Genomic DNA, 25,526 nt, shown 5'->3' on the forward strand with positions numbered 1-25,526 from the left:
CGACTCTGAGACTCCCCACTCGCACCCAATGTGAAAATAAGTCCGATATTCCCGCCAGTATTGAATAGCTATTAAAACCTGATCTTCTGGGATTAATCTACAAGGACGACCCAGCTTATTCTTCTTTTTTTCGTATTCTTTAATGATGTTAACAATCAGATAGAAAGTTCGGCGACTCATTCCCGTTAAACGCTTAAATTTCTTTCGACATAACCTATTCGTTTCGGCAAATTTTATACTCTTATTCTGTTTTTTATCTATTAAGGACGGATTTTAAACAGTATTACAAAAAAACTCTTTTATTACGCTGGCAACACTATCTCATTGTGGCGATCGCTGTCTCGTGAGAGTATTGGCAAAAATAAATAACCCCTTATTATATCACGAAAGACTTTTGCAAGAGGTCTACTGTTCACTGTTCACTGATGAAAAACCTCCAATCCGTCCAAATGTTAAGTTAAGTATCGAAGATCGGCATCTTCATCACCCAGTAGTAATATAATCACTGAGTTATCAACTTTGATCCTTGAGTATGACTGCATTCACCACAACCCCCACCCTTGCCAATTTGCCCGCCAGTGACAGCCGTAGCCGCGTCAGTGAATTTATGAAATCCCTACAGGATGAAATTTGTCAGGGATTAGAAGAAGTGGATGGACAAGCAAAATTTATCGAAGATAGTTGGCAACGGCCCGAAGGTGGCGGCGGACGTTCGCGAGTTTTGCGGGAAGGGGCAATTTTTGAACAAGCAGGGGTGAATTTTTCGGAAGTTTGGGGGAAAGAATTACCTCCTAGCATTGCCAAACAACGGCCCGAGGCTGCCGGTCATCAATTTTACGCCACGGGAACCTCGATGGTCTTACATCCTCGCAATCCTTATATTCCCACGGTTCACCTCAATTATCGCTATTTTGAAGCCGGTCCAGTTTGGTGGTTTGGCGGCGGTGCCGATTTAACTCCCTACTATGCTTTTGAAGAAGATGCTAGTCATTTTCATCGCACTTTTAAACAGGTTTGCGACCAACATCATCCTGAATATTATCCCGTTTTTAAACGCTGGTGTGATGAATATTTTTATCTCAATCATCGTCAGGAAGCCAGAGGCATCGGCGGGATTTTCTTTGATTACCAAGACGGTTTAGACCCTCTCTATCGGGGTCCCTTTGCCGAAAGTGATGCCGCTATCTATTCAGAAAAATTATCTCCCCAACAACCCCGCAACTGGGAAGAAATTTTTAGTTTCATTAATGACTGTGGCCGAGCTTTTCTACCCGCTTACGTTCCCATTGTCCAGAAACGCCGCTCGACGGAATACGGTGACAGAGAACGTCAGTTTCAACTCTATCGTCGCGGTCGTTATGTAGAATTTAATTTAGTTTATGATCGTGGCACAATTTTTGGGCTGCAAACTAACGGTCGTACCGAGTCGATTTTGATGTCTTTACCTCCTTTAGTCCGTTGGGAATACTGTTATCAACCTGCACCCAATACCCCAGAAGCAAAACTCTATGATATCTTCCTAAAACCCCAAGATTGGGTTAATTGGCAAGGTTAAATCAGTTATCAGTTATCAGTTATCAGTTATCAGTTATCAGTTATCAGAAGATTGCTTTTATTTATTCTTCCCAATTCATAATTCATAATTCATAATTCATAATTCATAATTCCCTCTCCCTTCTCCCGTTCTAGTTATCTGTCATTTGTCAAGTAAATAAATCTAAAAATTTTGGCTAATTTTTGGACACCTCTCCATACTCGTCTGGAAACCACGGTGAAAAAGGGACAATTACTACCTAAAAATGCGTCTCTGTTAGTGGCATTGTCGGCAGGTCAGGATTCCCTTTGTTTAGGTCAATTATTGCTGGATTTGCGCTCTCGTTGGGGTTGGCAACTAGCGATCGCTCATTGTGATCACCGTTGGTCCCAGGACCGAGGATTAGTGGATCATGTGCGTAAAATCGCCGAAATTTGGCAATTACCCGTTTATATTGCCACCGCACCCCCCATGGCGGAAACGGAAGCCAAGGCCCGACAATGGCGTTATCAAGCTTTACAAACAATCGCCCAAGAACAGGGTTTTAATTATCTTCTCACGGCACACACGAGAAGCGATCGAGCGGAAACTTTTCTTTATAATCTCACGCGCGGAGCCGGTAGTGATGGACTTTCTGCCTTAACTTGGTTGACAAGTTTAACCCCAGATATTTTTTTAGTCCGTCCCCTCTTAAATGTCACTCGCGGGGAAACTTTCGCTTTTTGTCAAAGTCGAGAATTACCGATCTGGTATGATCGAGCTAACGAAAATTTACGCTATGCTCGCAATCGCATCCGTCAGGAATTATTACCCTACCTGCAAACTAATTTAAATCCCCAAATCGAAAAACATCTCGCCCAAACTGCTGAAATTTTGGAAGCAGAAAGCGATTATTTAGATAGTATTGCCCGGGATATTTTTCGTCAGGTTATCGATCTAGATCAACAAAGACTCGATCGCTCTCCTTTACAAATTTTACCTCTAGCGATACAAAGACGGGTGATTCGTTTATTTTTGGCTCAATATTTACCCTCATCACCTAATTTTGCCGAAGTTGAGTCAGTGGTTAATCTCATTACTGGTGTTAATCGCGATGCCACTTCCTCCCTAACGGGCAAAATTAGGGTAGAAGTACAACAAAATTGGCTATATATCAGTTATCAGTGATCAGTTATCAGTGATCAGTTATCAGATTACAGTTTTAAGTGGACAGTGTTAGGGGAAAAATTCGCTACTTTCTTTTCACTGATTACTGATTACTGTTCACTGAAAAAAACCATCTCCCCATTCTAGTTATCTCTAGCTAACTTTTACAGCAATTAGTTTAAAGATAAACTAAAATAGTAATACAATTAAACTAAAAATAAAATTGGCGGGGCATAATGAGCGAAACTAAAGTAATTAATCGAGAAAATTTACTGGTAAATCTCCGGCAACAACTGCGAGCCAGACAACAGGAATTAGCCGATTGGCAAGGGGGAAAAATGGCCATTTCTGCGGTGCCGGGGGCGGGAAAATCCCACAGTTTGGCCGTAGCTGCCGCTATGGTTATTGCTCGTGAGCAACTGCACGCTAAAAAACAGTTAATTATTGTCACCTACATCCGCTCGGCTGCCGCTAGTATTAAAGCTAAAATTAAACAACGCTTGCAAGATTTACAACTTTCTGCCCAAGGGTTCAGCGTTCAAACTCTGCACGGACTGGCTCTACAATTGGCCCGTCGTTACCCGGAATTATCGGGATTAGACCTCGAATCTTCTACCTTAGTTATTCCGACTCCTAGCCACAGAATTATTAGAAACTCGGTGGAAAAATGGCTAATTGCCGATCCAATTCGTTATCAAAAGTTATTAGAAGGAGTGGAATTTGATGGGGAAGAAACCGAAAGATTACGCCGTCAATCGGTGCTGAGAACCGAAATTTTACCTAGTCTTGCCTATACGGCCATTCATGAGCTAAAAAGTTCGGGATTATCACCGCAGCAAGTCTGGGAATTAAGCCACTATAGCGACGATAATTATCAAATTCTCGCTATTGCTAGTGGTTTGTACCAACAGTATGAAATCCTGATGCGTCAGAAAAACTATATAGATTATGATGACATGATTTTAGGAGCCTTGCGAGTATTAGAGGAAGAAACAATTCGCCGACAAGAGCAAAAATCTGTCTTTGGAGTTTTTGAAGATGAGGCACAGGATTCTAGTCCTCTCCAAGAAAAACTAATTACTATTTTAGCAAAAAATAATGACGGGGAAATACCTAATTTAATTCGCGTCGGCGATCCCAATCAAGCCATTAATTCCACCTTTACCCCCGCCGATCCTGTTTACTTTAATTGGTTTTGTGAAAGTTGTCAAAGCGAAGGCAATTTATCCACTATGAACCAAGCAGGTCGCAGCAATACTAAAATTATTGAAGCTGCTAATTTAGTTTTACAATGGGTCGATCGAGATTGGAAACAGGGGAAAGATAATCATAAAGTTACCGAGGCTCCTTTTCGGGTTCAAGCGATTCTTCCCGTCGGTGCTGAAGATCCCCAACCTAATCCAGTTAAGGAGGGAAAAGGATTAGAAATTTATCAACCCGATGACATTTATCAAACAGTAGAATTAATTGAAAAACGTCTAGTTAAATTACTCCAAGAAAACCCTCAACATAATGCCGCTATCCTCGTTAGACAAAATCGACAGGGACACTTTTTTGCTCAAAAATTCGCCCATTTTTATAAAAGTTATCAAATCAGAATTTTTGAAGCTAACGAGATCGATCGCTTTTCCCAAATTCCCGCCGAAATGCTGAAACTATTGGCTTTTGTCGAACGTCCCCACTCTCCTGATTATCTCAAAGCGGCCTTAGAAGTGTTACAATTGAGGGGTTTAATTACTGCCCAAGACTTAAATCCTTTAGTTACCTATCCCGAACAATTTCTTTATCCCACTCCCCTCGATCCTGAACTGAAATCTAACGAAAAAATCGCCCGTCGTTATTGCTGCAGTTTACTAAAAGCTAGATTAGAATTACCCCATTATCAACTCCTGTCTTTTTTCGCTATGACTCTCCAATATTCGGGATCAGAATTAGCCACTTTGCAAAAATTAACCGCCCGTATTTATCAGGAAACTGCTGGTAATAGTTCTCTCAAAAATACAATTAATACTCTTAATGAAATTATCGCCTCTGAGCGCTTTGAAGGAGTGGAAGAAGATAACGACGATTGTTATACTCGTCCCGGACAACTGACGATTATTACTATGCACAAAGCCAAGGGTTTAGACTGGGATTATGTTTTTATTCCCTTTCTTCACGAAGATATTATTCCTGGCAAACCTTGGGTCCCCAATGGGGCGAAATTTTTGGGAGATTTTACCCTCGCAGAAGTAGCGCGAGCGCAAATTCGAGCAGCGGTTCATCAACGCTATTTAAACCCCGACAGCATACCAATTATTCCCCCACCTTTAAGCGCTTGGTTAGAAGCTGGACAACTTAAAAAAGCTGAAGAATACCGACTTTTGTATGTAGCGATGACACGAGCAAAAAGACTTTTATGGATGTCGAGTGAAAAAAAAGCTCCTTTCCGTTGGAACACTTTTCGCGGAGATGAAAGTAGTCAATTACAGGATAAAAATCCCTGTCCTGTCTTTCCTGTTTTAATCAATGCTTTCCCCGATTCTTTCTGTGTTTAACTGTTGCTGCAGCGTCCGGGGATAAAGAATTAGGAAGACAAACCACCAGAGGAGTATGGGAATAGATAGGAGTAGGGTTAACCAGAGACGCTGAGTTAAAAACCAACAGCCAGCAATCAGGGTAATTCCTGTCAACAAAATCGACCAAGGTTGACACCAACGGGGTTTGTTGTCCCAAACGCTACTAGATTTCGAGTTAGACATTAGTTAAGGGGCGGTAATTTACTAACTTGATTTTATCGTACCTGACTATTCAGATAACTGCTACAATTTTGGGTAATTCTATCAATAGAGTTTCTTATCTCTAGACAAACTAAGCTAAATTTTCCTATGATTGATGTCTTTTATCCGATTCCCAAGCTGTTAGATACTATTCTGACGGAGATTTATGCCGAAAATCGCCGTAAACATGAAGAAAGAATGGCCGAATTACAAGTAATCTCTAATTCGTCCCTTCGCGATGCCTACGCTCAACAGCTATTATTAGATCGATTTCTTGCTCCCGTGGAAAATGCTCAACATAGCATTCAAAATGCCGCTAAACACGCTCAGTACATGGCAGAAGTAGTTAATTATTATCATCGTGACCATGGCTGTAGTCAAGAGCAAGCTCAAGAAATATCCCGTCAATTTCGGGCTTTAGCGGTTAAAATTTCTCAAATTGACTCTCTTTACGATTTAAAAATCATTTATCAAGTGGTTACTGTTTTCACCCAGCAATTATCAAGATTTAAACACCGAGAAAGAAATTATTCTTGGGAAAGGGAAATCAGAAAGGGTATTTTAGATCCCTTAAATACCTGCATTGCTGTGGAAAAAAATTTTCAAAGACGGGTAGCTTTGATGACTGGTGAACCCGCATCAGCTACGGTAATGGGATTATTAGAGTCAGAATAGACAATAGATACTGACTCTAGGGACATTTTTGGGGGAGTTTTAATACAAACTTCCCCCAATCATAGCCGCTAATAAAATAAAACCGACCCAAACATTTTGACCGAACATTTGACCATAAACTGGTTTAGGTAAATCCGATTGACGTAACAGCCGGTATTGACGCAACCAAGCGATCGCCGCTAGACCCAACCCTAGCCAAAAAGAGGCTGATAACTGCATTTTTTGCCCCTCCCAAGCCAATAAACCCACTGTTATGGCAAAAAAGACCCCCACGGCTTCCGGGGCGTATTTGCCGAAAAATATGGCACTAGAGTTAATACCAACCTTGAGATCATCCTCTCGATCGGACAGAGCATAAATTGTATCAAATGCCAATGTCCAAAAAATCACCGCTCCCCATAATATAAATGTATTACTATTTAACGCCCCAGTGACGGCACTCCAACAGATTAAAACCGCAAAACCCCAAGCGAGAGAAAGAACCAATTGGGGTACAGGAAAAAAACGCTTGGCGAGAGGATAGCAGATAATCAAGGGAACGGCGGCCACACATAGGCAAAAACTCAGGAAATTCAGATATAAAGCTAAAATTGCGGCGCAAAAGAAAGCAATCAGAGCGATAATCAAACCAACCTTGATCGATAAAGCTCTGGCCGCTAAAGGACGGTTACGAGTGCGATCAACCTGTGGATCAATATCCCGATCCCAAAGATCGTTAACCACACAGCCGGCGGCGCTAGTAGCCAAAGTTCCCAAAACGATCACCCCGATCAAGGGTAGCGGTGGCACCCCGTCTGCCGCCAAAAATACCGCCCATAAAGCGGGAATCATCAAAATTAACCTACCGGCGGGTTTATCCCAGCGCAAGAGGCGAATAATCGTCATCCAAGTGGGTTCTAGATCGGGTTGGGATATAGTCATAATTTCTCGTAAAAAGTAGAAACTAGGAGTTAAGGGGAATTATAAATTATAAATTATGAATTATGAATTATGAATTATAAATTATAAATTATGAATTATGAATTATGAAGTGAGAAGTGGGAAGTGGGAAGAAAAAAGCTGCCTCCTGCCTTTTGCCTTTTGCCTTTTGCCTTTTGCCCCTTCTGACAAGTAGCATAATGCCCAAAGGACTTAACGTGATTACCAGCCCCAACTATTAGGAACGCCTTTAAACGGACCAACCACATCGGAGGTTATCCATCCCCCGTAAAAGTTGCCGGGCTGCGGTTGTACTAATTCCCCATCGGCATAACAAGCACTCATTTTGGCGGGATAAAAAGCCAGATAATTCTTAATTGCTTGAAACTCTGGTGTCGGATCTGGATAATACCAAGCGGCGTTAATTGCCTGTTGATCCCCAACGGCGATATTATAATATCCCGCTAGACCTTTCCACTCACAAAAAGACTTTTCTGCTGTGGCTTGCAGGTATTCCATTTTAATATCTTGGGGCGGTAGATAATAAACTGGAGGATGACTGGTTTCTAGAACTCGATAACTGCTTTTAGTATCGGCAATTATCACGCCATTAAAGATAATTTTTAGGTGTTTAGGTGATAATTCTAGGCGCGGGGGACGAGGATAATCCCAGACGGATTCCTGTCCTGCTTTTGCTGGTATCGGTTGGGGACGAAACATAATTTTTCTTATATTATTCTCCGAGTCAGTTCACTGTTTACTGATTACTGATCACTGAAAAGAGTTTTCTCAGGGTTTCCACTCGTTCTCGATTGACATTTAAATCCGATTCTCCTAACCGGGAGGCCGAGCGAACATCGATCGCATTTTTGCTAGGATTAAGAGAAAATTCCACATCATCGACAAATCCCATCCATTGACTGCTAAATTCGGCGTAGAGATAGTTACTATCTTGGTTAATAATTTTAGTTCTCGGTTGGGAGGCGATAATTTTAGCTAATTGCTCGATCGCTTTTTCACCGCTACCCTGATAACTAAGGGGTTCGATCGCATGAGCCTGATCCTGACTCTGACTACTAACACAATTAGGAGTGACCGGACAAGGGGCCAGTTTACCTTCCCTGACTCCCAAATAATCGGGACGAGTACCAGCGAATAAACTGACGCTATCGGGAGCAATTAACCTAATTCCTAGCCAGATGAGCAGTATTCCCAGGAAAATAAACGGGGTTAGCCGGAAAGATTTTTTCACCGTGTCGGAAGTTTCAGTCATGCTAGTCTTACAGAATCACTTCAATTAACTTAACATTGATAGGTGTGACAAGATCAGGAGATAGAATAAGATGTTTCTCGATGAATTACAACCCGTTGTTAAAGAACTGATTCAACAACCGATCGCTTTTTTCGGTGGTTTTGCCTCTGGATTACTGCGCTTGAAACTTTCGGACGATCCCCTCAAAAAATGGTTAGAAGAGCAGGGATTAGTCAGTTTTAACGACAATAATCAGGATAACGGCAACAGTCCCCAGTCGATCTCGATCGATTAGGGATCAGGGGTTAGCTGTTGGGGGTGAGGGTATTCTCCCATCCCCAAAACCCCCCGCTTACTACCCCATCAGCTTAACTTGTTGCTGAAAGTAGATAAATTTCCTCGGCTACTCTTTTTAAGCGTCTTAATTGCGCTTCCATATCCTTTTTAGTCCATTTGGCGGCGAATTGCTGGAATCCCCACCCCACAACTGGATTAGGAATCGCAAACTCAAAACGATTGATGAGACAAGTGCCGCCATCATTGGGTTGACATTCCCAGCGATCGCAGCCGCGAAAAAAGCCTTCAAATTGCCAGACAATTAACCCCGGTTCCCTCTCAATCACCGTACTTTTCAGCGTTGGCTGAATTAGGGGAATTTGAATCAAAAAACGACTTCTCCCACCGATATCGGTCTTCCAATCGCCGATAGGTTCACAAACTAACACCGGATTCAACCAACGACGCATTAACTCTAAATCCGTGATACAACGCTCCACCGTCGTGGCACTAGCTTTAATCTGAATTGATTGTTCAAATACTTGACAAGATGACATTGATCTGCTTATAAATTACTGGCTGAGAATTATCGGTAGTCGGACAAAAATAAAGTTAACTGTGCAGACAAGGCAACAGTAAGGGTTTCGGCCTTGGTTACATTTCTTAACATAGTGTTATTTATAGCCTTTCTCATCAAGATGAAGTGTAACCTAATTTGCCATGGACGACCAGCGACCGACTCCCCAAAACGAAAACTTCCTACCTCACCATTAAGATAACTGCTCTCAAGCTCACTTTTTCACTAGCTTGACAAATTCTCGAAAACGTTGGCGTAATCTCTCGATATTAACTGATAATAACATTGGTATCGAGAACAAAGCGTTTAGTTATCTTCATTTAAGAGAGATTCTAAAATTTCAAGGGTTAATCCTCTCTCTTGTGCTTTTTGTCCAATAGTAGCCATCGTTTTATATAATTTCTCCAGAGATTCTTTTCTAGATAAATTTGAAGATTGAACATAAAAAGCGATTTTTTCTGCTATTCTTTGACGTTCTTCCTCCTTTGCATTCCAATAAGTTTCAGCAACATCTAAAGGAACTTTAATTTTAATTTCTGTTTGATAGTTTGTCATAATTATATTTTCTTAGTTTAGTTATTAGTAAAAAAATCAGTCGAAATTAATAGCCTCTCTTCCGCCAGCGTTACAGTCTAGAACTTTCAGTTACTCTAGCGCATTGTTAAACTGATTGTCAAGTTTAGTTACTCTCAATTTAAGATATGTAATTTACTTTGGTTGCGAAAAACCAACGCCGCTAGTGTAAGTATTCTTCAGCGCCTGGACTAAATCTAGAGATGACGTTGGGGGGAAGGCTAATCCAGGAACGGTAAATAAATTTGGCTGAGTTGTTTGCTATGATTAGGGGTAATTATTAACACTTCTTAAAAAGCGAGTGAAAAAATGAGGCAAGTCATTGTATATCGAGACGAAGACGGCTATTGGATTGTGGAGTGTCCAAGTCTCAAAGGCTGTGTTAGTCAGGGAAAAACGAAAGAAGAAGCCTTGATTAATATAAAAGAGGCGATTGCCGGTTATATTGCGGCTTTAGCGGAAGACGGACTGCCGATTCCAGAGGATACATTGGAAACATTTCTGGCGGTTGTGTGAGTAAGCTACCGAGTGTTTCAGGCAAGGACTGTATTAAGGCGCTGGAGAAAGTCGGCTTTTACCAAAAACGACGAGAAAGCAGTCACGTTATTCTTCGTCGAGATAACCCATTTTCTCAGGTTGTTGTCCCAGATCACCCCAAACTGGCAAAGGGAACTTTGCGTTCAATTATTAGAGACGCCGAGTTGAGCGTGGATCAGTTTATTACCTTATTATAAATATCCCCAGCAGCGTTAGGTTAAGCGCCGAGATCCAGAAAACGGGTTTCCTAAAGAAACCCGTTTTCTGTTATTAAAGACTAATTATTTAGGATTTGCTGAAAAACTTTTTGCCGCAAACCCTAACTATAGGCTCAAGCTCACTTTTTCACTAGCTTGAGCAACTCTCGAAAACGTTGGCGTAATCTCTCGATATTAGCCGATTTACCGCCATAACGCCAATCAACGTAAGCGCGAGCAATCTCCTCGATAATATTCGCCACTGGCGGCGGTTGGACGCGGCGGGCAGCGGCGGCGTATTCTAAAGGAGTTTGAGCGGGATGTTTACCATAACCGGCTTCTGTTAAGATTCCTAACATTTGCTGGTATAAACGCTCGATCGGTGGTAGTTTAGCTAACTTGCGACCCCGACGCCAACCATGGAACTGTCGCCATCCTAACCAACCAGCGTAAGCGAAGACGACCCCCACTAAACCGCCGAGAATTCCCCCGAAAAGACTGCCGGAAATAAAGCGCCATAACCAGGCCAATAACTTACCGATAGTAACGATAACATTTTCCCAAATCAGACCGAGAAAACCCGTTACTGGAGAGGGCAACCATCCGGCCACCCATTGCCAAAATTGCTTGAGGACGCTAAAAGGTTCCGCTTCCTCAAAGGATGGGGGAATTAATTCGTGGCCCGGGATAGGATCGAAAGTGTACCAACCGTAACCAGGGAAAAACACCTCTGTGATGGCGTAAGCATCCGTATTTTGGACAACATAAAAGCCAGTGAAAGGATTAAACTGGCCAGGGGCAAAACCGGTGGCTAATCGGGCAGGAATACCGATCGAGCGTAACATAATCGTTAACACGGTGGAAAAATGATCGGCGTAACCCCCCTGAAAACGAAACAAAAAGGCCGAGACTAAATCCTCATTTTCGGCTAAAAAGGGCAAATCGGTTTTTAATTCGTAGTTTTGCTTTAATGCTTGGGCCAAATATAGGGCCTTCTCGTAGGGAGAGGTTAAGGGTTTGGGAGATTTGGCCAGCAATTCCTCGGTTTTTCGGCGGACTTTCGGGGCAATTTCGGCAGGAATTTGTAAATAATACTTGAGAATAGACTTAGGGTAGGTTTCTGGAGCAGCTCGCAGTTGGCTGCGATTGCGTTCCGGCACTTGTGAGATTACAGTATAAGTTAGCCCTTCTGCTAATCCCCCCGGCGACCTTAAGCTATTTTCTCTGTCCAAAGATACCTGTCGGGTAGGAAAAAAGAGAAACTGGGGCGAGGTAAGAGCAGGGATAATATTCGGTAAACTGGAGACAATGCTGTAGGTTTGGACTACCTGATGGGTTTTTGCTTGGGTTGCGGGTAGTGGCACAAAAAAGCGATAGGACCAACTACTGCGATTTAAATCCTCTACTTCTTGATCTCGCGAGATTTGCCACCCTTGACCAGTATAGCGATCAAAGGCCATCGCCCGCCAGAATCCGGGGGCTTGGGAACGTACCCGCATGACTGTCTGGGGAGTCATACTTCCCCGCAAATTTTGGTTAATTTGAGGGTTAAAACCGTAATAAAAGGTAGAATCTAACTGTCCTGACCCTGTAGTGGGACTATTACCGCCATTTACGCCACCATTCCCCGTTTCACCCTCGCGCACATAGCCGGGGTTAACGATTTGTCTGTCTCCCTGTTCAAAATCCTGATTTTCCATACCTCCTGGACTATTGACGGGAAAAGATTGAATTTGATAACCCGGAAAACGCGGCATCAGAGCAAAAATTGTCAATCCCAAGAGGAGAATTGTCAGAAAGAAAATCCCGAAACGTTTGGGAGAAAGGGAAGAATTTTGCGGGGAAACTAATTTTTTTGTGGCTAGATGCGGGGATTTCCTTGAGAAGAAAGGGAGACTCTGATTGAGATTATCTAAACCTAAACGAGAACGATAGTCTAAAACTAGGGTAGGTAGGGATAAAAACAGAAAGAGGATTAACCAAGGCGCAAAAGCGAGGGTTTGGGAGATTGTCCCTGCGACTCCCAAGAGAATTAAACCGATTACCATAGAATACCCTAAATCTTTGCGTCGGGGCAGGTCAAAACTATGGAGAATTTGTAATTGAATTAATAATTGTGTTAGGGCAATGCGACTATCCTGCATCGCAACGATATTACCCAAGAATAGCGCCAACACTACCAACATTCCGATCGCTATACAAAATTTTGCCCCGATATTGCGCTTTTTCCTGCGTCGCCAACTCCAGATTCCGCCGATAATACTGAGAGGAACAGCCCAAATACTGGTATAACTATCGGTAGCCACATCGGTGGCGATAATACCGACGATTACTAAAGCTTGCACCAGAATTCTTAAAATAATCGATTCCTCGGTTTCTGGTAGGGGAAAAGATTCTATCTTTTGCCAGAGGGTTTTTAAGGAAGGTTTTGGACGAGCGGCACTGCTAACCATAGGCTAAATTGGGAGAAGGATCAAAAAGTTAATTTTATGTTTCCCAGTTCTAATCTCGATCGCTCCATGGGGTAAAGTGGATTTTAGATGTCAGGAGATAGGAAAATAGGGAGATAGGGAGATGGGGAGAAAAAAGCTGACTACTGATAACTGATAACTGATTACTGATTACTGATTACTGACCTATGATAGCCGTTACCAACCCTGAAATTTTACCGTTACTTCATCCCCTGATTGGACAATTAGCCACAGCAATTCTGTCCCACTGGGAAAATTATCTTGATTTGTCGCCCTTTGAGTTGCCGGAAGGTTTAGGCTATGTGGAGGGACGTTTAGAAGGGGAAAAATTAATTATCGAGAATCGCTGCTATCAAACTCCCCAGTTCCGCAAAATGCACCTAGAACTGGCTAAACTGGGCAATGGTTTGGATATTCTCCACTGTGTCATGTTCCCCCGTTCAGAATATCCGCTGCCGATGTTTGGATGTGATATAGTCTCCGGCAAAGCGGGAATCAGTGCCGCTATTGTGGATCTTTCTCCCACCAGTAGCGATAAAACTCTCCCTAGTGCCTATAATCAGGCTTTAGCGGCTTTACCTGGGGCTGATTTCGCCCAAGCTCGTGATTTACCGCCTTGGGGTCATATTTTCTCCCAATATTGTCTGTTTATTCGACCCGAAACCGCCGCCGAGGAACGACAATTTTTACAAAGAGTTACAGATTTCTTGACAATTCACTGCAAATGTGCTAAGGAAAGTCAGCCTCTTTCCGGGGAAGAAGCGCGCATTTATTTACAGGGACAACGGGATTATTGTAGTCAACAGCAAAAAAACGATAAAACTCGGCGTGTACTAGAAAAAGCCTTTGGTTGGGAATGGGCAGAGCGTTATATGACGGGTGTTCTCTTTGATCTGCCCGATTAAACTGAACTATCCCCTCCCCCCTTGCTCCTAGGGTTGATTCATCGCAGGGTTGATTCATGAATCAACCCTACCCTTAATAAGGGGGGAGCCGACAATTTTTAACACCTACCTCTTATTTAGAGATTTTCTGCAACCTCATCGCTATTTTTCCCATTTTTGAACTCTCAAACCCTAATTAGGCCAGAAGTCTCTTGAAACTTAACAATATTAACAGACAAGGACGGGAAAATAATTGCTAGATTGGGTTAGGTACAGTCAAATGTAACCGCGAGAACAAGAGAAAAAAGGCGGTTTTACCTAGCAAAACCGTCAAAAAGCCCTAGCTTAATTTCTCGATTCTGACGATTAAATAAATATTAAAACAGCCGATGAATCTAACGAACTTTCCTTGGTTAACTGCCATCATCCTTTTTCCCATCGTCGCCGCTTTATTAGTTCCCATAATTCCCGATAAAGACGGTAAAACCGTGAGATGGTTTGCTCTGACGGTGGGATTAATCGACTTTGCCCTAATTATCTACGCTTTCTATAGCAGTTACGATTTCGCTAATCCCAATCTGCAATTAGTGGAAAGTTACCAATGGTTGCCCGAAATTGACCTAAGATGGTCCTTAGGAGCCGATGGCCTCTCCATGCCTCTGATTATCTTAACGGGATTTATCACCACTCTGGCTATCTTAGCGGCTTGGCCGGTGACTTTTAAACCGAAACTATTCTACTTCCTGATGCTGTTGATGTACGGGGGACAGATTGCGGTGTTTGCCGTGCAGGATCTGTTACTGTTCTTCCTCGTCTGGGAATTAGAATTGGTCCCCGTCTATCTCATCCTCTCTATTTGGGGCGGTAAACGCCGTCTCTACGCAGCCACCAAATTTATCCTTTACACCGCCGGAGGCTCTCTCTTCATCCTTGTAGCGGCGCTGACGATGGCTTTTTATGGCGATACCGTCTCCTTTGACATGGTGACTATTGCCGGCAAGGATTTTCCCCTGAAACTGCAATTATTCCTCTACGCTGGTTTTCTGATTGCCTACGGGGTAAAACTGCCGATTTTCCCCCTCCATACTTGGCTACCGGATGCCCACGGCGAAGCCACTGCCCCTGCCCATATGTTACTAGCGGGAATTTTGCTTAAAATGGGTGGTTATGCGCTCCTACGCATGAATATGGGGATGTTACCCGATGCTCACGCCGTTTTCGCCCCCGTTTTGGTGATTTTAGGGGTAGTTAATATTATCTACGCCGCCTTAACTTCCTTTGCCCAACGCAATCTTAAGCGCAAAATTGCCTATTCTTCCATCTCTCACATGGGATTTGTCCTGATTGGTATGGCTTCCTTTACCGATATTGGCACAAGTGGGGCGATGTTACAGATGATTTCCCACGGACTGATTGGGGCGAGTTTATTCTTTATGGTCGGTTGTACCTACGATCGCACCCATACCCTGATGTTAGACGAGATGGGCGGTGTCGGCAAGAAAATGAAGAAAGTTTTTGCCATGTGGACTACCTGTTCCCTCGCTTCCCTCGCTTTGCCCGGTATGAGCGGTTTTGTGGCGGAATTAATGGTATTTATCGGTTTTGCCACCAGTGATGCCTATAGTCCCACTTTCCGCGTCATCATCGTCTTTTTAGCAGCTATCGGTGTCATTCTCACCCCGATTTATCTCTTGTCCATGTTGCGAGAAATTCTCTATGGGCCGGAAAATAAGGAATTAGAAGAACACCATGTCCTAGTGGATGCGGAACCCCGGGAAGTCTTTATCATCGCTTCTCTATTAGTGCCAATTATCGGCATTGGACTCTATCCCAAAGTGGCCACGACGATTTACGATGCTACTACCAATAAATTAACCGCCCTAGCGCGTAATTCTGTCCCCAGTTTGGTACAACAGGCAAAGGCAAAAACCCCTAGTTTCTCCCTTTATTCCCTAAAAGCTCCCGAAATCTAAGGAGTTACCAGTTATCAGTTATCAGTTATCAGATTTGAGTTTTAAGTGAGCAGTATGTATTAAGTGAGCAGTATTAAATAGTAGTTTCCCACTGTCTTTTCACTGTTTACTGATTACTGTTCACTGATTACCGAAAAATCCCCATCCTACCCAATCACCTCGTGTAAATCCGTCGGTGCCAGATTAGGATAAACCACTTCACCATCTTTAAACCAGATAATGCGTCCGGAATTACGCGCCACATCAGCCTCGTGAGTTACCATGACGATAGTAATGCCACTGTTATTCAATTCCGAGAAAATAGCCATCACCTCTTGGGTAGTTTTCGAGTCTAGCGCCCCCGTGGGTTCATCGGCAAGTAATAATATGGGTTGATTGACAATTGCCCTAGCAATAGCGACGCGCTGCTGTTGTCCCCCCGATAATTGATTCGGTTTATTGTGCAGTCGATTATCTAATTTTACCCTCGTTAAAGCAGCGATCGCTCTTTCCTTTCTTTCCTGGGGAGGAACCCCACCATAAATCATCGGTAACATGACATTTTCTAGCGCACTCATCTGGGGTAAAAGATGGAATTGCTGGAAAACAAAGCCGATTTTACGATTGCGAATCTGAGCTAAATCCCCATCCGGCAGCGTGGAAACGTCCAGATTTTCTAGATAATAGGACCCCGAGGTGGGACGATCAAGACAGCCGATAATATTCATGGCTGTGGATTTTCCCGAACCCGAAGCCCCCATAATAGCGCAATATTCCCCTTTTTTCAGGCTTAAATTGATGTTATTAAGGGCTTTAACCATGGTTTCGCCACTGCCGTAGATTTTAGAGACATTTTCGAGGCGAATAATTACTGGCTGATAGACTTCGGCTTTATCGTTGCGTTGGCTGAGAGAGGAAGTATCAAAACTCATGAAATAAATAGAGATAAAACCAATAAATGCAGCTATTCTAACCTGAGCAATTTTCCATTCAAGCAACGTCCTTGAGAAAACCGACCAGAGGCAAGAAAACCGGCGCTAAATTCGATCGAGCTACGGCTAAACAGGGATAGGAGCGATCACTATAATTTTCCCCAGGCTGCAAGGGAAAAATCTTTTCTCCTAAAGAGATAAATACCCCGCCGGCGGCCTGTAGAATTGCCCAAACGGCGGCAATATCCCAGACTTTTGGGGTTGCTTCCACTCCTCCCAAAACCGTGCCATCGGCAACCAAAAGCAGATTATAACTAGCCACTCCTATCATCCGCACTTTGCAGGGAAAGGGATTTTTTAATATATCTGTACTACGAGCGCAGAGATTAAACAGATGATTTTTGCTAGGAAAATCTTCGCTGGTGTGAATCGGTTGACCGTCGCGGTAGGCCCCTAGCGGACCGGTTAAACCCGTCTCACCGTACCAATAACCATAATAGGCCTGTTTTAGGCAGGGGAGATAAACAAATCCGAACACAGGAGTGCCCCGGTAGAGAAGTCCTAGGGAAATGCCCCAGATGGGAATACCGCGAGTAAAATTAGTCGTGCCGTCGATCGGATCCACTACCCAACACCATTCTTGATCCGGGAAAATATGGGTAGTTTCCTCGGTTAGGACTCCATGATCCCGGAAAGTGCCAGCAATTAGCGATCGCAATTCCCCATCAGACCAACGGTCGGCAGCCGTCACTAAAGTCCCATCTGCTTTATTGGTGGCCTGTAATTTGCCAAAATCAGCCAGTAAGCGATCGCCAACCTGGCCAGTAGCCTGATAACAAAAGTCTAAAACCTGACTCCAAAAAGTTTCCATAATTTTCTCGTTCGTCTTCTAGTAGAATATCAAATCATTGTCTAAACTTAGGTAGTCGAGATTGAGCGCGGAACCCCACAAGGAGATCAGACTAGCTACCCGTCTAGAAGCGATACTTTACCTAAAAGGGCAGCCTGTCCCCTTAACCGAGATGGTGACATTAACCAACAGCGATCGCTTGACGGTAGAAGATGCCATGATCGAGTTAATGTCCGATTATGCCCACCGGGATAGTGCCTTGGAAGTGGTGGAAACCCCCCTCGGTTATAGTTTACAATTGCGGTCAGCTTATCAGAATTTGATCGAAGACCTGATCCCGGCCGAATTAGGCACGGGAACCCTCCGCACTTTAGCAGCGATCGCAATAAAAGAACCGATTTTACAAGCGGATTTAATTAATTTACGGGGCAGTACGGCCTATCAACAGGTTCAGGACTTGGTAGAACGAGGATTTGTGAGAAAACGCAAGCAAAACGAAGGTAGATCCTACTGGTTAGAAGTAACCGATAAATTTCATCAATATTTCGAGGTTGACAATCTTAGAGAACAGGGTATTCTGGAACCTACCGATCAGGAATAGGGAGAGAGGGTATATTATGGGTAAATATTTCTGATCACTGAGCTAAACTTGAAGAAGATGGGGGGGGCTTCAGGCAATCAAGAAGAGCGATTTGTTAACCTATATCCAATAACCACTACAGCGTGGGAGTTCTGATGACTTTTAATCCTGATTTTTTTCCCTGGGAAACCGAAGAACAAAATGATAACTGTCTGATGCAGTATCTCCAGCAGCAGCATCCTGAAACCCTTGAGAGAATAGCCCAATCGGTCAGTAGCGAAATTAAAGATATTATCTCGCAAAACGTCAGGGGATTGGTGGGAATGTTGCCCTCAGAGGATTTTGCGGTACAAATTACCACCGACCGCGAGAATTTGGCGAATCTTCTCGCTTCAGCGATGATGACAGGTTATTTCCTCGGTCAAGTGGAGAAGCGCCATCATTTAGAATCAATTTTGTTAGCTACAGAATCAATTAAATTGGGCAAAAAACCCAAAATAGATTAATCTTCACCCAATACAGAGACACTTTCATCGGTGTCTCTATCGGTTTTTAACCCCCTTTGGCAAAACTCACCATCACCAAAATCGAGAGCAGGATACCGGGGACAAGTAAACCCGCTAATAATCCAAATTCAGTCAGCGTCATAGGAGAATATGCCCAAAATTCCATCACTTCCCACTCTAACCCCCTCTTCCGGCTACCTCAACAAAGCTTAAGGAAAATTTAAAGCCTTTTACCGGGTTTTCTTCCTACACAAACCAAAGAGAGTCGTTTTGATGTTGCCAAGCAGTTTATAATTCTTTTTTCAGCGCCTCGTATAAAGCTGAATAATCTTGTTCTGCTAATCCCATTGCTAAAGCTTTTTCAAGAAGGTGCTGTACTCCTGTTAGGGGAAAAGTGGTTAAATCTAACTTCTCCGATTCCTCTAAAAAAAGATTAACATCTTTCAGTAAATGTTTAGTGGGAAAGTTAGGGTTAGCATAATTTTTCTCTAACATTCTGGTTAATTTTTTGTCAAAAGTAGGCGCATATAAGGCACTTTGACGCAGGATAGTCATGAACTTTTCTAGATCTACTCCTTGCTGGGATAAAAAAGCTAAACTCAAACCAAAAGCGCTGGTTAGAGAGGCAATTAATTGATTTAAAGCTAATTTTAATGCTGCGGCGGTTCCCACTGCCCCGATTAACATCGGTTTTTGACCAAAATATGCTAATAAATTTGACCATTGATGGAACTGTTTCTCCGTTGCTCCCACCATAACTAAGAGAGTCCCCTTTTTAGCTTCGGGAATACTTCCTAGCACGGGTGCTTCTAGATATTCTCCCCCTTTAGCCACAATTTGATCTCGCAGTTGTTTACTTTCAGAAGGAGCAATAGTTCCCATCTGAATAATAGTCCGATTATTAAAGTTAGATTGCTCGGAATTTAATCCTAACACCTCTTGGATAGCGGCGGCATTAGTTAACATTAAAATCAGACAATCTGCCTCTTGAATTACTTGTTCAGGAGAGTTAACTGTTTTGGCTCCCAACTGCTGTAAAGGTGCTAATTTTTCTAAGGTGCGATTATAGGCAATAACAGAAATTTTCTGATTTAATAATCTTTCTACCATTGGCGTTCCCATTAATCCTGTTCCCAAAAATCCAACTTTCATAACTTAATTTTTCCCTGATTTAGTGATTAGTTTTTACTTGTTTTTATGGCTGTCCAATGACGATTAGAAGACTGATAAATTTTAACATTTTTTAATCCCGACTGCTGGATTAAATCGGCGATTTCTGCTAGGGTAAAAGCCGCTCGCAGGGAGTCTTGAAATAGTTGCGATTGTCGGGGAGAAAAATTAGGATCGATTTCCCTCACCATCCCCTGGATTATTTCCTCGGAATCGGGACGGAATAAATCTCTTAAAAAAATGCCACCATTGGGTTTTAAGACTCGCTTAATTTCGCGTAAAAAAGGCAGAGGATTTTCGAGATGATGGATTAAACTATTAGAAATAACTAAATCAAATTGCTCGGATTGGTAGGGAAGATTTTTTCCATCAACTTTCTCCAATTTGATCTGTTCTTGACAGTTAGCATTAAGGATATTTTTTTGACCAATTTCTAACATAGAATCGGCCAGATCAATAGCGATAATTTGCCATTGGGGACGTAGTTGACTGATCATAATCGGAATGCGTGCAGTACCGGTTCCTACATCTAATACCCTAGCATTAATACCGGCCAATTGTACGGCTTCTTTAGCGAAATTAGTATTAACTTCAGTGAAGTCCATGGCATCATATTCGATCGCTTCTTCCCGATCATCCATTACTTCTGGTTCTAAAATTCTTTCCATAGAAAAGCTATCTTTAAGGATTACAATATTCACAATACATAGGATCGGCAGTTTTTTGACCGTTGGGAAAGAGTTTTTCCTCTCGATAATCACACCTTTGACAACCGTATATTTCCAGTTTAATTAAAGAGGTGGGAAAGTGACATAAACCACAGGGTAAACCCGCTTTTCTTTCGATAATATCAAACCCCGGACAACCACAATTAGGGCATAATTGATTAAGTTTTTGAACAAGATTTGCTGTCGCAGCAACAATTGCTTTCATCCGCGTGGGATTGTGCATAGCACGCATATCGGTTTCTAGGTGTACTTTGCCGTTTTTGTCAAGAATATCTTCAACAATTTTAACTAAATTTTTCTGGTCAGTAATTCCCTTAAAAATCTGCTCGGAGTCGAGAGAATTTTTATCAAACATCACCACTAAACCATGACTAGGAAACCCGATTTTTTCAGCAAATTCTAAAGCAGCTGCTAGATTAGTGACAGTTTGGTGAGCGTGATTAGTTTCCGTGACTATTGCTTGACCAATTATTTCTAGATTATGGACTCGATCGAGCAATAAAATCAATTCACGATTACAGGAAACTAGCGGCAAGTTGGGATAGGGATAAAAACTACCCTCACTAGCAATTCCGATATCGTATCCCGAAAGCTCGATCGCTTGTTGTGCCTTCCTGCGCGCGGTTTCAATTTGTGTCCCGATGCGCTTAATATCCCGGGTAAAAGTGCCAAAGCGATCGGTATTAAAATTATCGGGTACAATCACCTTAAGACCTATTTTTTCCTCTAAAATCGGTGCAATTACCCGCTCTTTTCCGTGCATAGTCCCTAAAATTGCTATCCGATCTTGAAACATCTTTGTCAAGTAAAAAGGAGACAGGAGACAAATATAACTGATAACTGATGGTGGGTTACGGCGAATACTAAATAGGTGGTAAAATATCTAAATTATTGTCGCCTAACCCACCCTACACTAAGTTGCTGGGGTTTTTTCCTGAGCTTGTTTTAATCTTTCTGCTGCTGTTTCCATGACTTCTGCAAAGTTTTCGATAATTTCACCGGGGTGCGCTTCCAGGATTTTTGTAGATAGGGAAATGCGATTTTTATATTCGTCAATTTCCGCGACTACCACTTTAATTGCTTGACCAACTTTAAAGAAAGTCATGGGAGAATTAAAAGAGGCTCCCGTCACCTGTTTAGCATGGAGTAATCCCGTCACTCCACCGCAATCGACAAAGACACCGTAGGGTTGTAATTTAACCACGGTGCCACTTAATAATTTACCCACAGCTAATTGACTGATAGCGTTAGCGCGAGCAATTTCTCGCTGAGACAAAACTAACTTATTATTTTCTTGATCGATTTGAATAAAAGTTGCGGTTAAAAGTTGTCCGATCAGGGAATCTAAATCATTTTTTTCGATTAAATGGGAGCGAGGGATAAATCCTTTTAATCCCTCCACTTCCCCCGTCACTCCTCCCTTATTCACCCCCGTGACGCGCAGCTGCACCGACTTGCCACTTTCAGAGATTTCCCTGACATTTTCCCAAGCTTTTTGCAGTAATAATTGACGCAGAGATAGGGTAACTTGTCCTTCCGCATCCTGTCCACGGGTAATCAGAAAATCGAATTCTGCACCTATGGGTAAAGCTTCAGCAATGGAAGTGACATTTTCCAGGGAAATTTCCCTTAAAGGAATAAAAGCGGAGGATTTGCCGCCAATATCGATGAATGCTCCATCGGAGGTGTGTTGATCTACTCTCCCGCGCACGATCTGCCCTTTTTCAAATTGATAATCGTATTGATCAAGAGCTTTGGCAAAATCGTCCATGGAAAAGGCAGGGTTCGGTGTCATGATAAATAGAATGGTTACAAATGTGATTTCGAACTGCTTCCAGTGTAAGCTGAAGCTTGAGGGGTCAGACCATTAAGATTTAAGAAGACTAAATAACTCTAGCACATGATCCCAGGCAGATTTGGCCGCCTTAGCATTATAACTAGCTCTTTGGTCGCAGAAAAAGCCATGGTCGGCGTTTTCATAGCGGAAAACTCGATGAGGAATTTGATTACGGGTTAATGCGTGTTCTATCTCATCCACTTGCTTTTGAGGAATACTCGCATCTAACATCCCGAAAAATGCGTAGATTGTCCCCTTGATTTGGGGAGTCACCTTCACTGTCGCTTGGCCACCGCCGGGGGTTCCCGTGGTGATTCCCGCACCGTAAAAAGAGGCAGTAACTTTGATATCCTCTAGAGTGGAGACAAGATAAACCACATGACCACCAAAACAAAAACCGATCGTGCCGACACCGGTTTTTTGCACCTGTGGCAAACTATAAAGATAATCGATGGTGGCTTGGATATCGCTGAGTAATTCGGCTGCTTTGGTTTGTTCCTTATACTGACGACCGATTTCGATATCTGCCATACTGTACCCCGTTTCAAAACCGGGAGCAAATCGCTGATAAATGGCAGGTGCGATCGCTATATAGCCTTCTTGGGCAATTCTGCGGGTGACATGGCGAATATGGTCGTTTACGCCGAATATTTCCTGAATTACGATAATTGCCGGATAAATTCCCACTCGATCGGGAATGGCTAAATAGGCATCTATGTCAATATCTTTGTTAGAAATCGTAACAGTTTGCGTATTAATAGTCATAATTTTCTCGATGAAAAGGGTGTTGGGGTTTTAGGGTGTTGGGGTTTTAGTTGAATCTCCCCATCCCCCCATTCCTCAAATTAAAACAAACTTTGCCAAGGCTGCGGCCACCCCATTTAAGTCTACACTGGGGGCAACCCAATCGGCTTGATCCTTAACGGCTTGGGGAGCATTACCCATGGCGACACCGACACCCGCATAGGTGAGCATAGAAACATCATTAAAATTATCACCGATCGCCATAACGTTTTGCGGTTGTAATCCTAGGATATCTTCGGCCAAAAATTGGGTGGCGCTTCCCTTAGTGGCCTCAACGTGGGTAACTTCAAAAAAAGTCGGACTCGATTGGGTAAAGTATAAATCTTGATTTTGATAGCGTTGCTGTAAATGCTGCCAAATCTCGGCGATAAATTGCTTATCTTCCCCCATGGCCAGGATTTTAGTGGTTTTGTGGGCAACTTTGCGTAAATCTCCCACTGCTTCGGCAATAATACCCGATCGCTGCCGATAGAATTCCGTTTCCGCGTTTAATTGCCGCACATAAAGCACATCGTCCATATAAAAATTAAGGGAGATTTTCCCCTTCCATTGGGGTTGTTCGAGATAATCTAAAAGATCGATCGCTAAGTCGGGGGAAATGGGGGTATGTCGATGGTGAACTTGGGAAACAGGATCTTGAATCCAAGCGCCATTGTAAGCAATTAAAGGTAAAGTCGATTTAAGGCGTTGATGAAAACGTAAAGCCGAGCGGTACATCCTGCCAGTGCCAATAGCGACGGGAATCCCCTTTTTTTGGACGGCCGAGACAGCTTGCACCACAGCCGGATTAACCTGATTGTTATCACCGGCGATCGTTCCATCCACATCGACAACGATTAAGCGAATATCCACAGTCTTTTCCCATTCAACGGTAACAGTTAACAGTTTGCCACTTCCCCCATCAAAAAGGGCAAGAATTAAGTGGTCTGTTAAGTATTGGGTAAATTTTGGTATTCAGCCAAAGCACTCATAAAAAAGAAGTCTCCCCAAATTAAACCCGTATCATAGATTTGGGTGGGTTGGATCGATGCGGGATGATGATAACAACCATGACGCAATAGACTCATCTCTGGGGCGGTTTCGTCGGGAAAATAGGCAAAAGAAGTCAAATTCAAGAGAGTATTATCGATCGCCTCTCGATAGGTTCCATAACTAGGATCACTGCTGGGTAAAGCTTTTAATAAGCGAATCATCCCCGCCACCGCGATCGCTGCTGCCGAAGAATCCCTTTCGGTAGCGGCATTTTTTTGCAAGGCATAATCAAAGTCCCAAGGGGGAATAAAATCTCCGGCGCGTCTTTGTCCACCGGGCCAACGATCGGGCAAATTTTCCAGATAATAATTAATGGCAGCCTTGGCAATGGTTAACATTTCCGGATCGCCGGTGTAAATATAGGCCGTCGTGGCACTATAAATAAACCAAGCTTGACCCCGGGACCAAGTGCTATCATCACGCCAACCCTGTTTTCCCTCATTAAATAAGAAATTTCTATAGGTGGGAGAGTTGACATTTTGATCAAAATAGCCTCTTTGCCAAGTTCCTGTTTTACCCGGGCGACGGTTAGCGCCAAAGGTGCGGCTAATGGTGCGGATGTGGGAAAGGGCCTTTTCTTGCCAATCTTTTGCTTCCTTGGGGTCAGAATTGTGGCGACTTGCCCAGAGCAGTTGTTCTATATTGATCGTATGGTCCATAAAAACGTGCCAATGTTCTTGCCGATCAGTGCGATCGGCCTTGCGTAACCAGCCAAAAGTCCCGATATCGGTGTGATAACTCCCTTTACCATCCTGAAAGGGTTGCGCTAGTTGTCTGGCCCCCCGTAAAGTTATCTCTAAAGCTGTCTGTTTTTCCTTGCCCTGTCCCGACTCAAACCAAGGAGCAAACACCAGTACATTATTAAGAGCGATATCTTTGTTCTTCAAACTGGCTTCTTTTAAGGGATCGCTCCATTTTTTCGCAGCAGCTGCCCAAAATCCCGCATCCATAGGGTTTGATTCTAAGTCAGCAATTTTCCATAATAGAGCAGGAAAAGCCCCTGCCGCCCAAAAATCGGCTTTTTCTAACTTCCAAGTGCCGGGGGTGGGACTATTCCCCCTCCGTAGCCAATTTAAGAAGTTAAAACCCGATGACTCTGGATGGGTAAGATAGGGATAGAGAATGCCCCGACGGGCATAACTATCGAGATAATCGATCGTAGTGGCTAGTTTCATCTTAGCCAGATCGAGACAGAGCTTAATTCTTTCAGCTAGGGGCATTTTAGCCCGCAATTCCGCCGCCGATTCGGGACGATGGATAATCCGGACGGCCACCGCACTGATCGCCGCCCCCGTACCTATAATGATGAGCGTGCGTCGCTTCAAATTCCTGACTC

Annotated in this window: 28 protein-coding genes; 11 read left to right on the plus strand and 17 right to left on the minus strand. The window is 43.2% G+C overall.

The window, feature by feature from the left end; all coding sequences use genetic code 11:
- The coding region (locus N0824_RS09715; protein ID WP_233256405.1) for a transposase family protein at positions 1–180 on the minus strand (180 nt) is incomplete at its 3' end.
- 352 nt (positions 181–532) lie between these two features.
- Here N0824_RS09715 and hemF point away from each other — a divergent pair.
- The 3 genes from hemF to N0824_RS09730 all read left to right on the plus strand — a co-directional run bounded on the left by hemF (position 533) and on the right by N0824_RS09730 (position 5,217).
- The gene (gene hemF, locus N0824_RS09720) at positions 533–1,555 is read left to right on the plus strand and encodes an oxygen-dependent coproporphyrinogen oxidase (protein WP_002779853.1); all 1,023 of its coding nucleotides are present in this window, start codon (positions 533–535) and stop codon (positions 1,553–1,555) included.
- Positions 1,556–1,726: 171 nt separating this feature from the next.
- On the plus strand, positions 1,727–2,701 hold the full coding sequence (gene tilS, locus N0824_RS09725; protein WP_108936615.1) for a tRNA lysidine(34) synthetase TilS: 975 nt from the start codon (positions 1,727–1,729) through the stop codon (positions 2,699–2,701).
- 215 nt (positions 2,702–2,916) lie between these two features.
- Positions 2,917–5,217, plus strand: a complete 2,301-nt coding sequence (locus N0824_RS09730) for an ATP-dependent helicase (protein ID WP_108936616.1) — start codon at positions 2,917–2,919, stop codon at positions 5,215–5,217.
- On the opposite strand, the gene N0824_RS09735 is transcribed toward N0824_RS09730, so the two are convergent.
- The gene (locus N0824_RS09735; RefSeq protein ID WP_108936617.1) at positions 5,182–5,421 is read right to left on the minus strand and encodes a DUF6737 family protein; all 240 of its coding nucleotides are present in this window, start codon (positions 5,419–5,421) and stop codon (positions 5,182–5,184) included. The two genes, N0824_RS09730 and N0824_RS09735, sit on opposite strands and share 36 nt — an antisense overlap.
- Positions 5,422–5,547: 126 nt before the next feature.
- Here N0824_RS09735 and N0824_RS09740 point away from each other — a divergent pair, with 126 nt between their 5' ends.
- The gene (locus N0824_RS09740; protein WP_108936618.1) at positions 5,548–6,114 is read left to right on the plus strand and encodes a hypothetical protein; all 567 of its coding nucleotides are present in this window, start codon (positions 5,548–5,550) and stop codon (positions 6,112–6,114) included.
- A 39-nt stretch (positions 6,115–6,153) separates the two neighbouring features.
- On the opposite strand, the gene N0824_RS09745 is transcribed toward N0824_RS09740, so the two are convergent.
- The 3 genes from N0824_RS09745 to N0824_RS09755 all read right to left on the minus strand — a co-directional run bounded on the left by N0824_RS09745 (position 6,154) and on the right by N0824_RS09755 (position 8,305).
- Complete coding sequence (locus N0824_RS09745; protein ID WP_108936619.1) at positions 6,154–7,035, minus strand: 4-hydroxybenzoate solanesyltransferase; 882 nt, start codon at positions 7,033–7,035, stop codon at positions 6,154–6,156.
- 219 nt (positions 7,036–7,254) lie between these two features.
- Positions 7,255–7,752 (minus strand): DUF427 domain-containing protein, encoded by a 498-nt coding sequence (locus N0824_RS09750; RefSeq protein ID WP_108936620.1) that lies wholly within the window; start codon positions 7,750–7,752, stop codon positions 7,255–7,257.
- Positions 7,753–7,789: 37 nt separating this feature from the next.
- Positions 7,790–8,305, minus strand: coding sequence for a DUF1499 domain-containing protein (locus N0824_RS09755; protein WP_008201564.1), 516 nt, complete (start codon positions 8,303–8,305; stop codon positions 7,790–7,792).
- 70 nt (positions 8,306–8,375) lie between these two features.
- Here N0824_RS09755 and N0824_RS09760 point away from each other — a divergent pair, with 70 nt between their 5' ends.
- Positions 8,376–8,579 (plus strand): hypothetical protein, encoded by a 204-nt coding sequence (locus N0824_RS09760; RefSeq protein WP_002778572.1) that lies wholly within the window; start codon positions 8,376–8,378, stop codon positions 8,577–8,579.
- A gap of 73 nt (positions 8,580–8,652) precedes the next feature.
- Here N0824_RS09760 and N0824_RS09765 read toward each other — a convergent pair whose 3' ends face one another.
- Both N0824_RS09765 and N0824_RS09770 read right to left on the minus strand, forming a co-directional pair.
- Positions 8,653–9,117: an SRPBCC family protein gene (locus N0824_RS09765; RefSeq protein ID WP_002778570.1), complete on the minus strand. Its 465-nt coding sequence runs from the start codon at positions 9,115–9,117 to the stop codon at positions 8,653–8,655.
- Between the two features lie 326 nt (positions 9,118–9,443).
- Complete coding sequence (locus N0824_RS09770) at positions 9,444–9,692, minus strand: hypothetical protein (RefSeq protein ID WP_108936621.1); 249 nt, start codon at positions 9,690–9,692, stop codon at positions 9,444–9,446.
- Positions 9,693–10,019: 327 nt separating this feature from the next.
- On the opposite strand from N0824_RS09770, the gene N0824_RS09775 reads away from it, so the two are divergent.
- Together N0824_RS09775 and N0824_RS09780 are read left to right on the plus strand one after the other, a co-directional pair.
- The gene (locus N0824_RS09775) at positions 10,020–10,226 is read left to right on the plus strand and encodes a type II toxin-antitoxin system HicB family antitoxin (RefSeq protein WP_004163097.1); all 207 of its coding nucleotides are present in this window, start codon (positions 10,020–10,022) and stop codon (positions 10,224–10,226) included.
- On the plus strand, positions 10,223–10,444 hold the full coding sequence (locus N0824_RS09780) for a type II toxin-antitoxin system HicA family toxin (protein ID WP_079207149.1): 222 nt from the start codon (positions 10,223–10,225) through the stop codon (positions 10,442–10,444). The genes N0824_RS09775 and N0824_RS09780 overlap by 4 nt, the downstream gene beginning before the upstream one ends.
- 140 nt (positions 10,445–10,584) lie before the next feature.
- Here the strand turns inward: N0824_RS09780 and N0824_RS09785 are convergent, their stop codons facing one another.
- A complete protein-coding gene (locus tag N0824_RS09785) occupies positions 10,585–12,897 on the minus strand; it encodes a DUF3488 and DUF4129 domain-containing transglutaminase family protein (RefSeq protein ID WP_108936622.1) in 2,313 nt (770 codons plus the stop codon).
- A gap of 185 nt (positions 12,898–13,082) precedes the next feature.
- Here N0824_RS09785 and N0824_RS09790 point away from each other — a divergent pair, with 185 nt between their 5' ends.
- Both N0824_RS09790 and ndhD1 read left to right on the plus strand, forming a co-directional pair.
- Positions 13,083–13,820, plus strand: a complete 738-nt coding sequence (locus tag N0824_RS09790) for a phycocyanobilin:ferredoxin oxidoreductase (protein WP_108936623.1) — start codon at positions 13,083–13,085, stop codon at positions 13,818–13,820.
- A 368-nt stretch (positions 13,821–14,188) separates the two neighbouring features.
- Positions 14,189–15,772 carry a photosynthetic/respiratory NAD(P)H-quinone oxidoreductase subunit D1 gene (ndhD1, locus tag N0824_RS09795; protein WP_108936624.1) on the plus strand — a complete coding sequence of 528 codons (1,584 nt, stop codon included), beginning with the start codon at positions 14,189–14,191 and terminating at the stop codon, positions 15,770–15,772.
- A 146-nt stretch (positions 15,773–15,918) separates the two neighbouring features.
- Here the strand turns inward: ndhD1 and N0824_RS09800 are convergent, their stop codons facing one another.
- Both N0824_RS09800 and N0824_RS09805 read right to left on the minus strand, forming a co-directional pair.
- Positions 15,919–16,683 carry an ABC transporter ATP-binding protein gene (locus N0824_RS09800; RefSeq protein WP_108936625.1) on the minus strand — a complete coding sequence of 255 codons (765 nt, stop codon included), beginning with the start codon at positions 16,681–16,683 and terminating at the stop codon, positions 15,919–15,921.
- A gap of 58 nt (positions 16,684–16,741) precedes the next feature.
- Positions 16,742–17,554 carry an inositol monophosphatase family protein gene (locus tag N0824_RS09805; RefSeq protein WP_046662194.1) on the minus strand — a complete coding sequence of 271 codons (813 nt, stop codon included), beginning with the start codon at positions 17,552–17,554 and terminating at the stop codon, positions 16,742–16,744.
- A gap of 61 nt (positions 17,555–17,615) precedes the next feature.
- On the opposite strand from N0824_RS09805, the gene scpB reads away from it, so the two are divergent.
- Together scpB and N0824_RS09815 are read left to right on the plus strand one after the other, a co-directional pair.
- Positions 17,616–18,134: an SMC-Scp complex subunit ScpB gene (gene scpB, locus N0824_RS09810; RefSeq protein ID WP_108936626.1), complete on the plus strand. Its 519-nt coding sequence runs from the start codon at positions 17,616–17,618 to the stop codon at positions 18,132–18,134.
- Positions 18,135–18,268: 134 nt separating this feature from the next.
- Entirely contained in the window at positions 18,269–18,619 is a 351-nt protein-coding gene (locus N0824_RS09815) for a DUF760 domain-containing protein (RefSeq protein WP_002735620.1), read from the plus strand.
- Positions 18,620–18,907: 288 nt separating this feature from the next.
- Here N0824_RS09815 and N0824_RS09820 read toward each other — a convergent pair whose 3' ends face one another.
- The 7 genes from N0824_RS09820 to N0824_RS09850 form a co-directional block, all read right to left on the minus strand.
- A complete protein-coding gene (locus tag N0824_RS09820) occupies positions 18,908–19,771 on the minus strand; it encodes an NAD(P)-dependent oxidoreductase (RefSeq protein WP_108936627.1) in 864 nt (287 codons plus the stop codon).
- Positions 19,772–19,797: 26 nt separating this feature from the next.
- Positions 19,798–20,457 (minus strand): class I SAM-dependent methyltransferase, encoded by a 660-nt coding sequence (locus N0824_RS09825; protein WP_108936628.1) that lies wholly within the window; start codon positions 20,455–20,457, stop codon positions 19,798–19,800.
- Between the two features lie 13 nt (positions 20,458–20,470).
- Positions 20,471–21,313: a DUF6671 family protein gene (locus tag N0824_RS09830; protein ID WP_108936629.1), complete on the minus strand. Its 843-nt coding sequence runs from the start codon at positions 21,311–21,313 to the stop codon at positions 20,471–20,473.
- A gap of 117 nt (positions 21,314–21,430) precedes the next feature.
- Complete coding sequence (locus N0824_RS09835) at positions 21,431–22,288, minus strand: S1 RNA-binding domain-containing protein (RefSeq protein ID WP_108936630.1); 858 nt, start codon at positions 22,286–22,288, stop codon at positions 21,431–21,433.
- A gap of 96 nt (positions 22,289–22,384) precedes the next feature.
- Positions 22,385–23,119, minus strand: a complete 735-nt coding sequence (locus N0824_RS09840; RefSeq protein WP_066029859.1) for a dienelactone hydrolase family protein — start codon at positions 23,117–23,119, stop codon at positions 22,385–22,387.
- A gap of 75 nt (positions 23,120–23,194) precedes the next feature.
- Complete coding sequence (locus N0824_RS09845; RefSeq protein WP_108936631.1) at positions 23,195–24,010, minus strand: Cof-type HAD-IIB family hydrolase; 816 nt, start codon at positions 24,008–24,010, stop codon at positions 23,195–23,197.
- A 77-nt stretch (positions 24,011–24,087) separates the two neighbouring features.
- Complete coding sequence (locus N0824_RS09850; protein ID WP_108936632.1) at positions 24,088–25,515, minus strand: hypothetical protein; 1,428 nt, start codon at positions 25,513–25,515, stop codon at positions 24,088–24,090.
- Positions 25,516–25,526 lie beyond the last annotated feature (11 nt).

The organism is Microcystis sp. 0824 (assembly GCF_003112475.1).
Lineage (GTDB): Bacteria > Cyanobacteriota > Cyanobacteriia > Cyanobacteriales > Microcystaceae > Microcystis > Microcystis aeruginosa_C.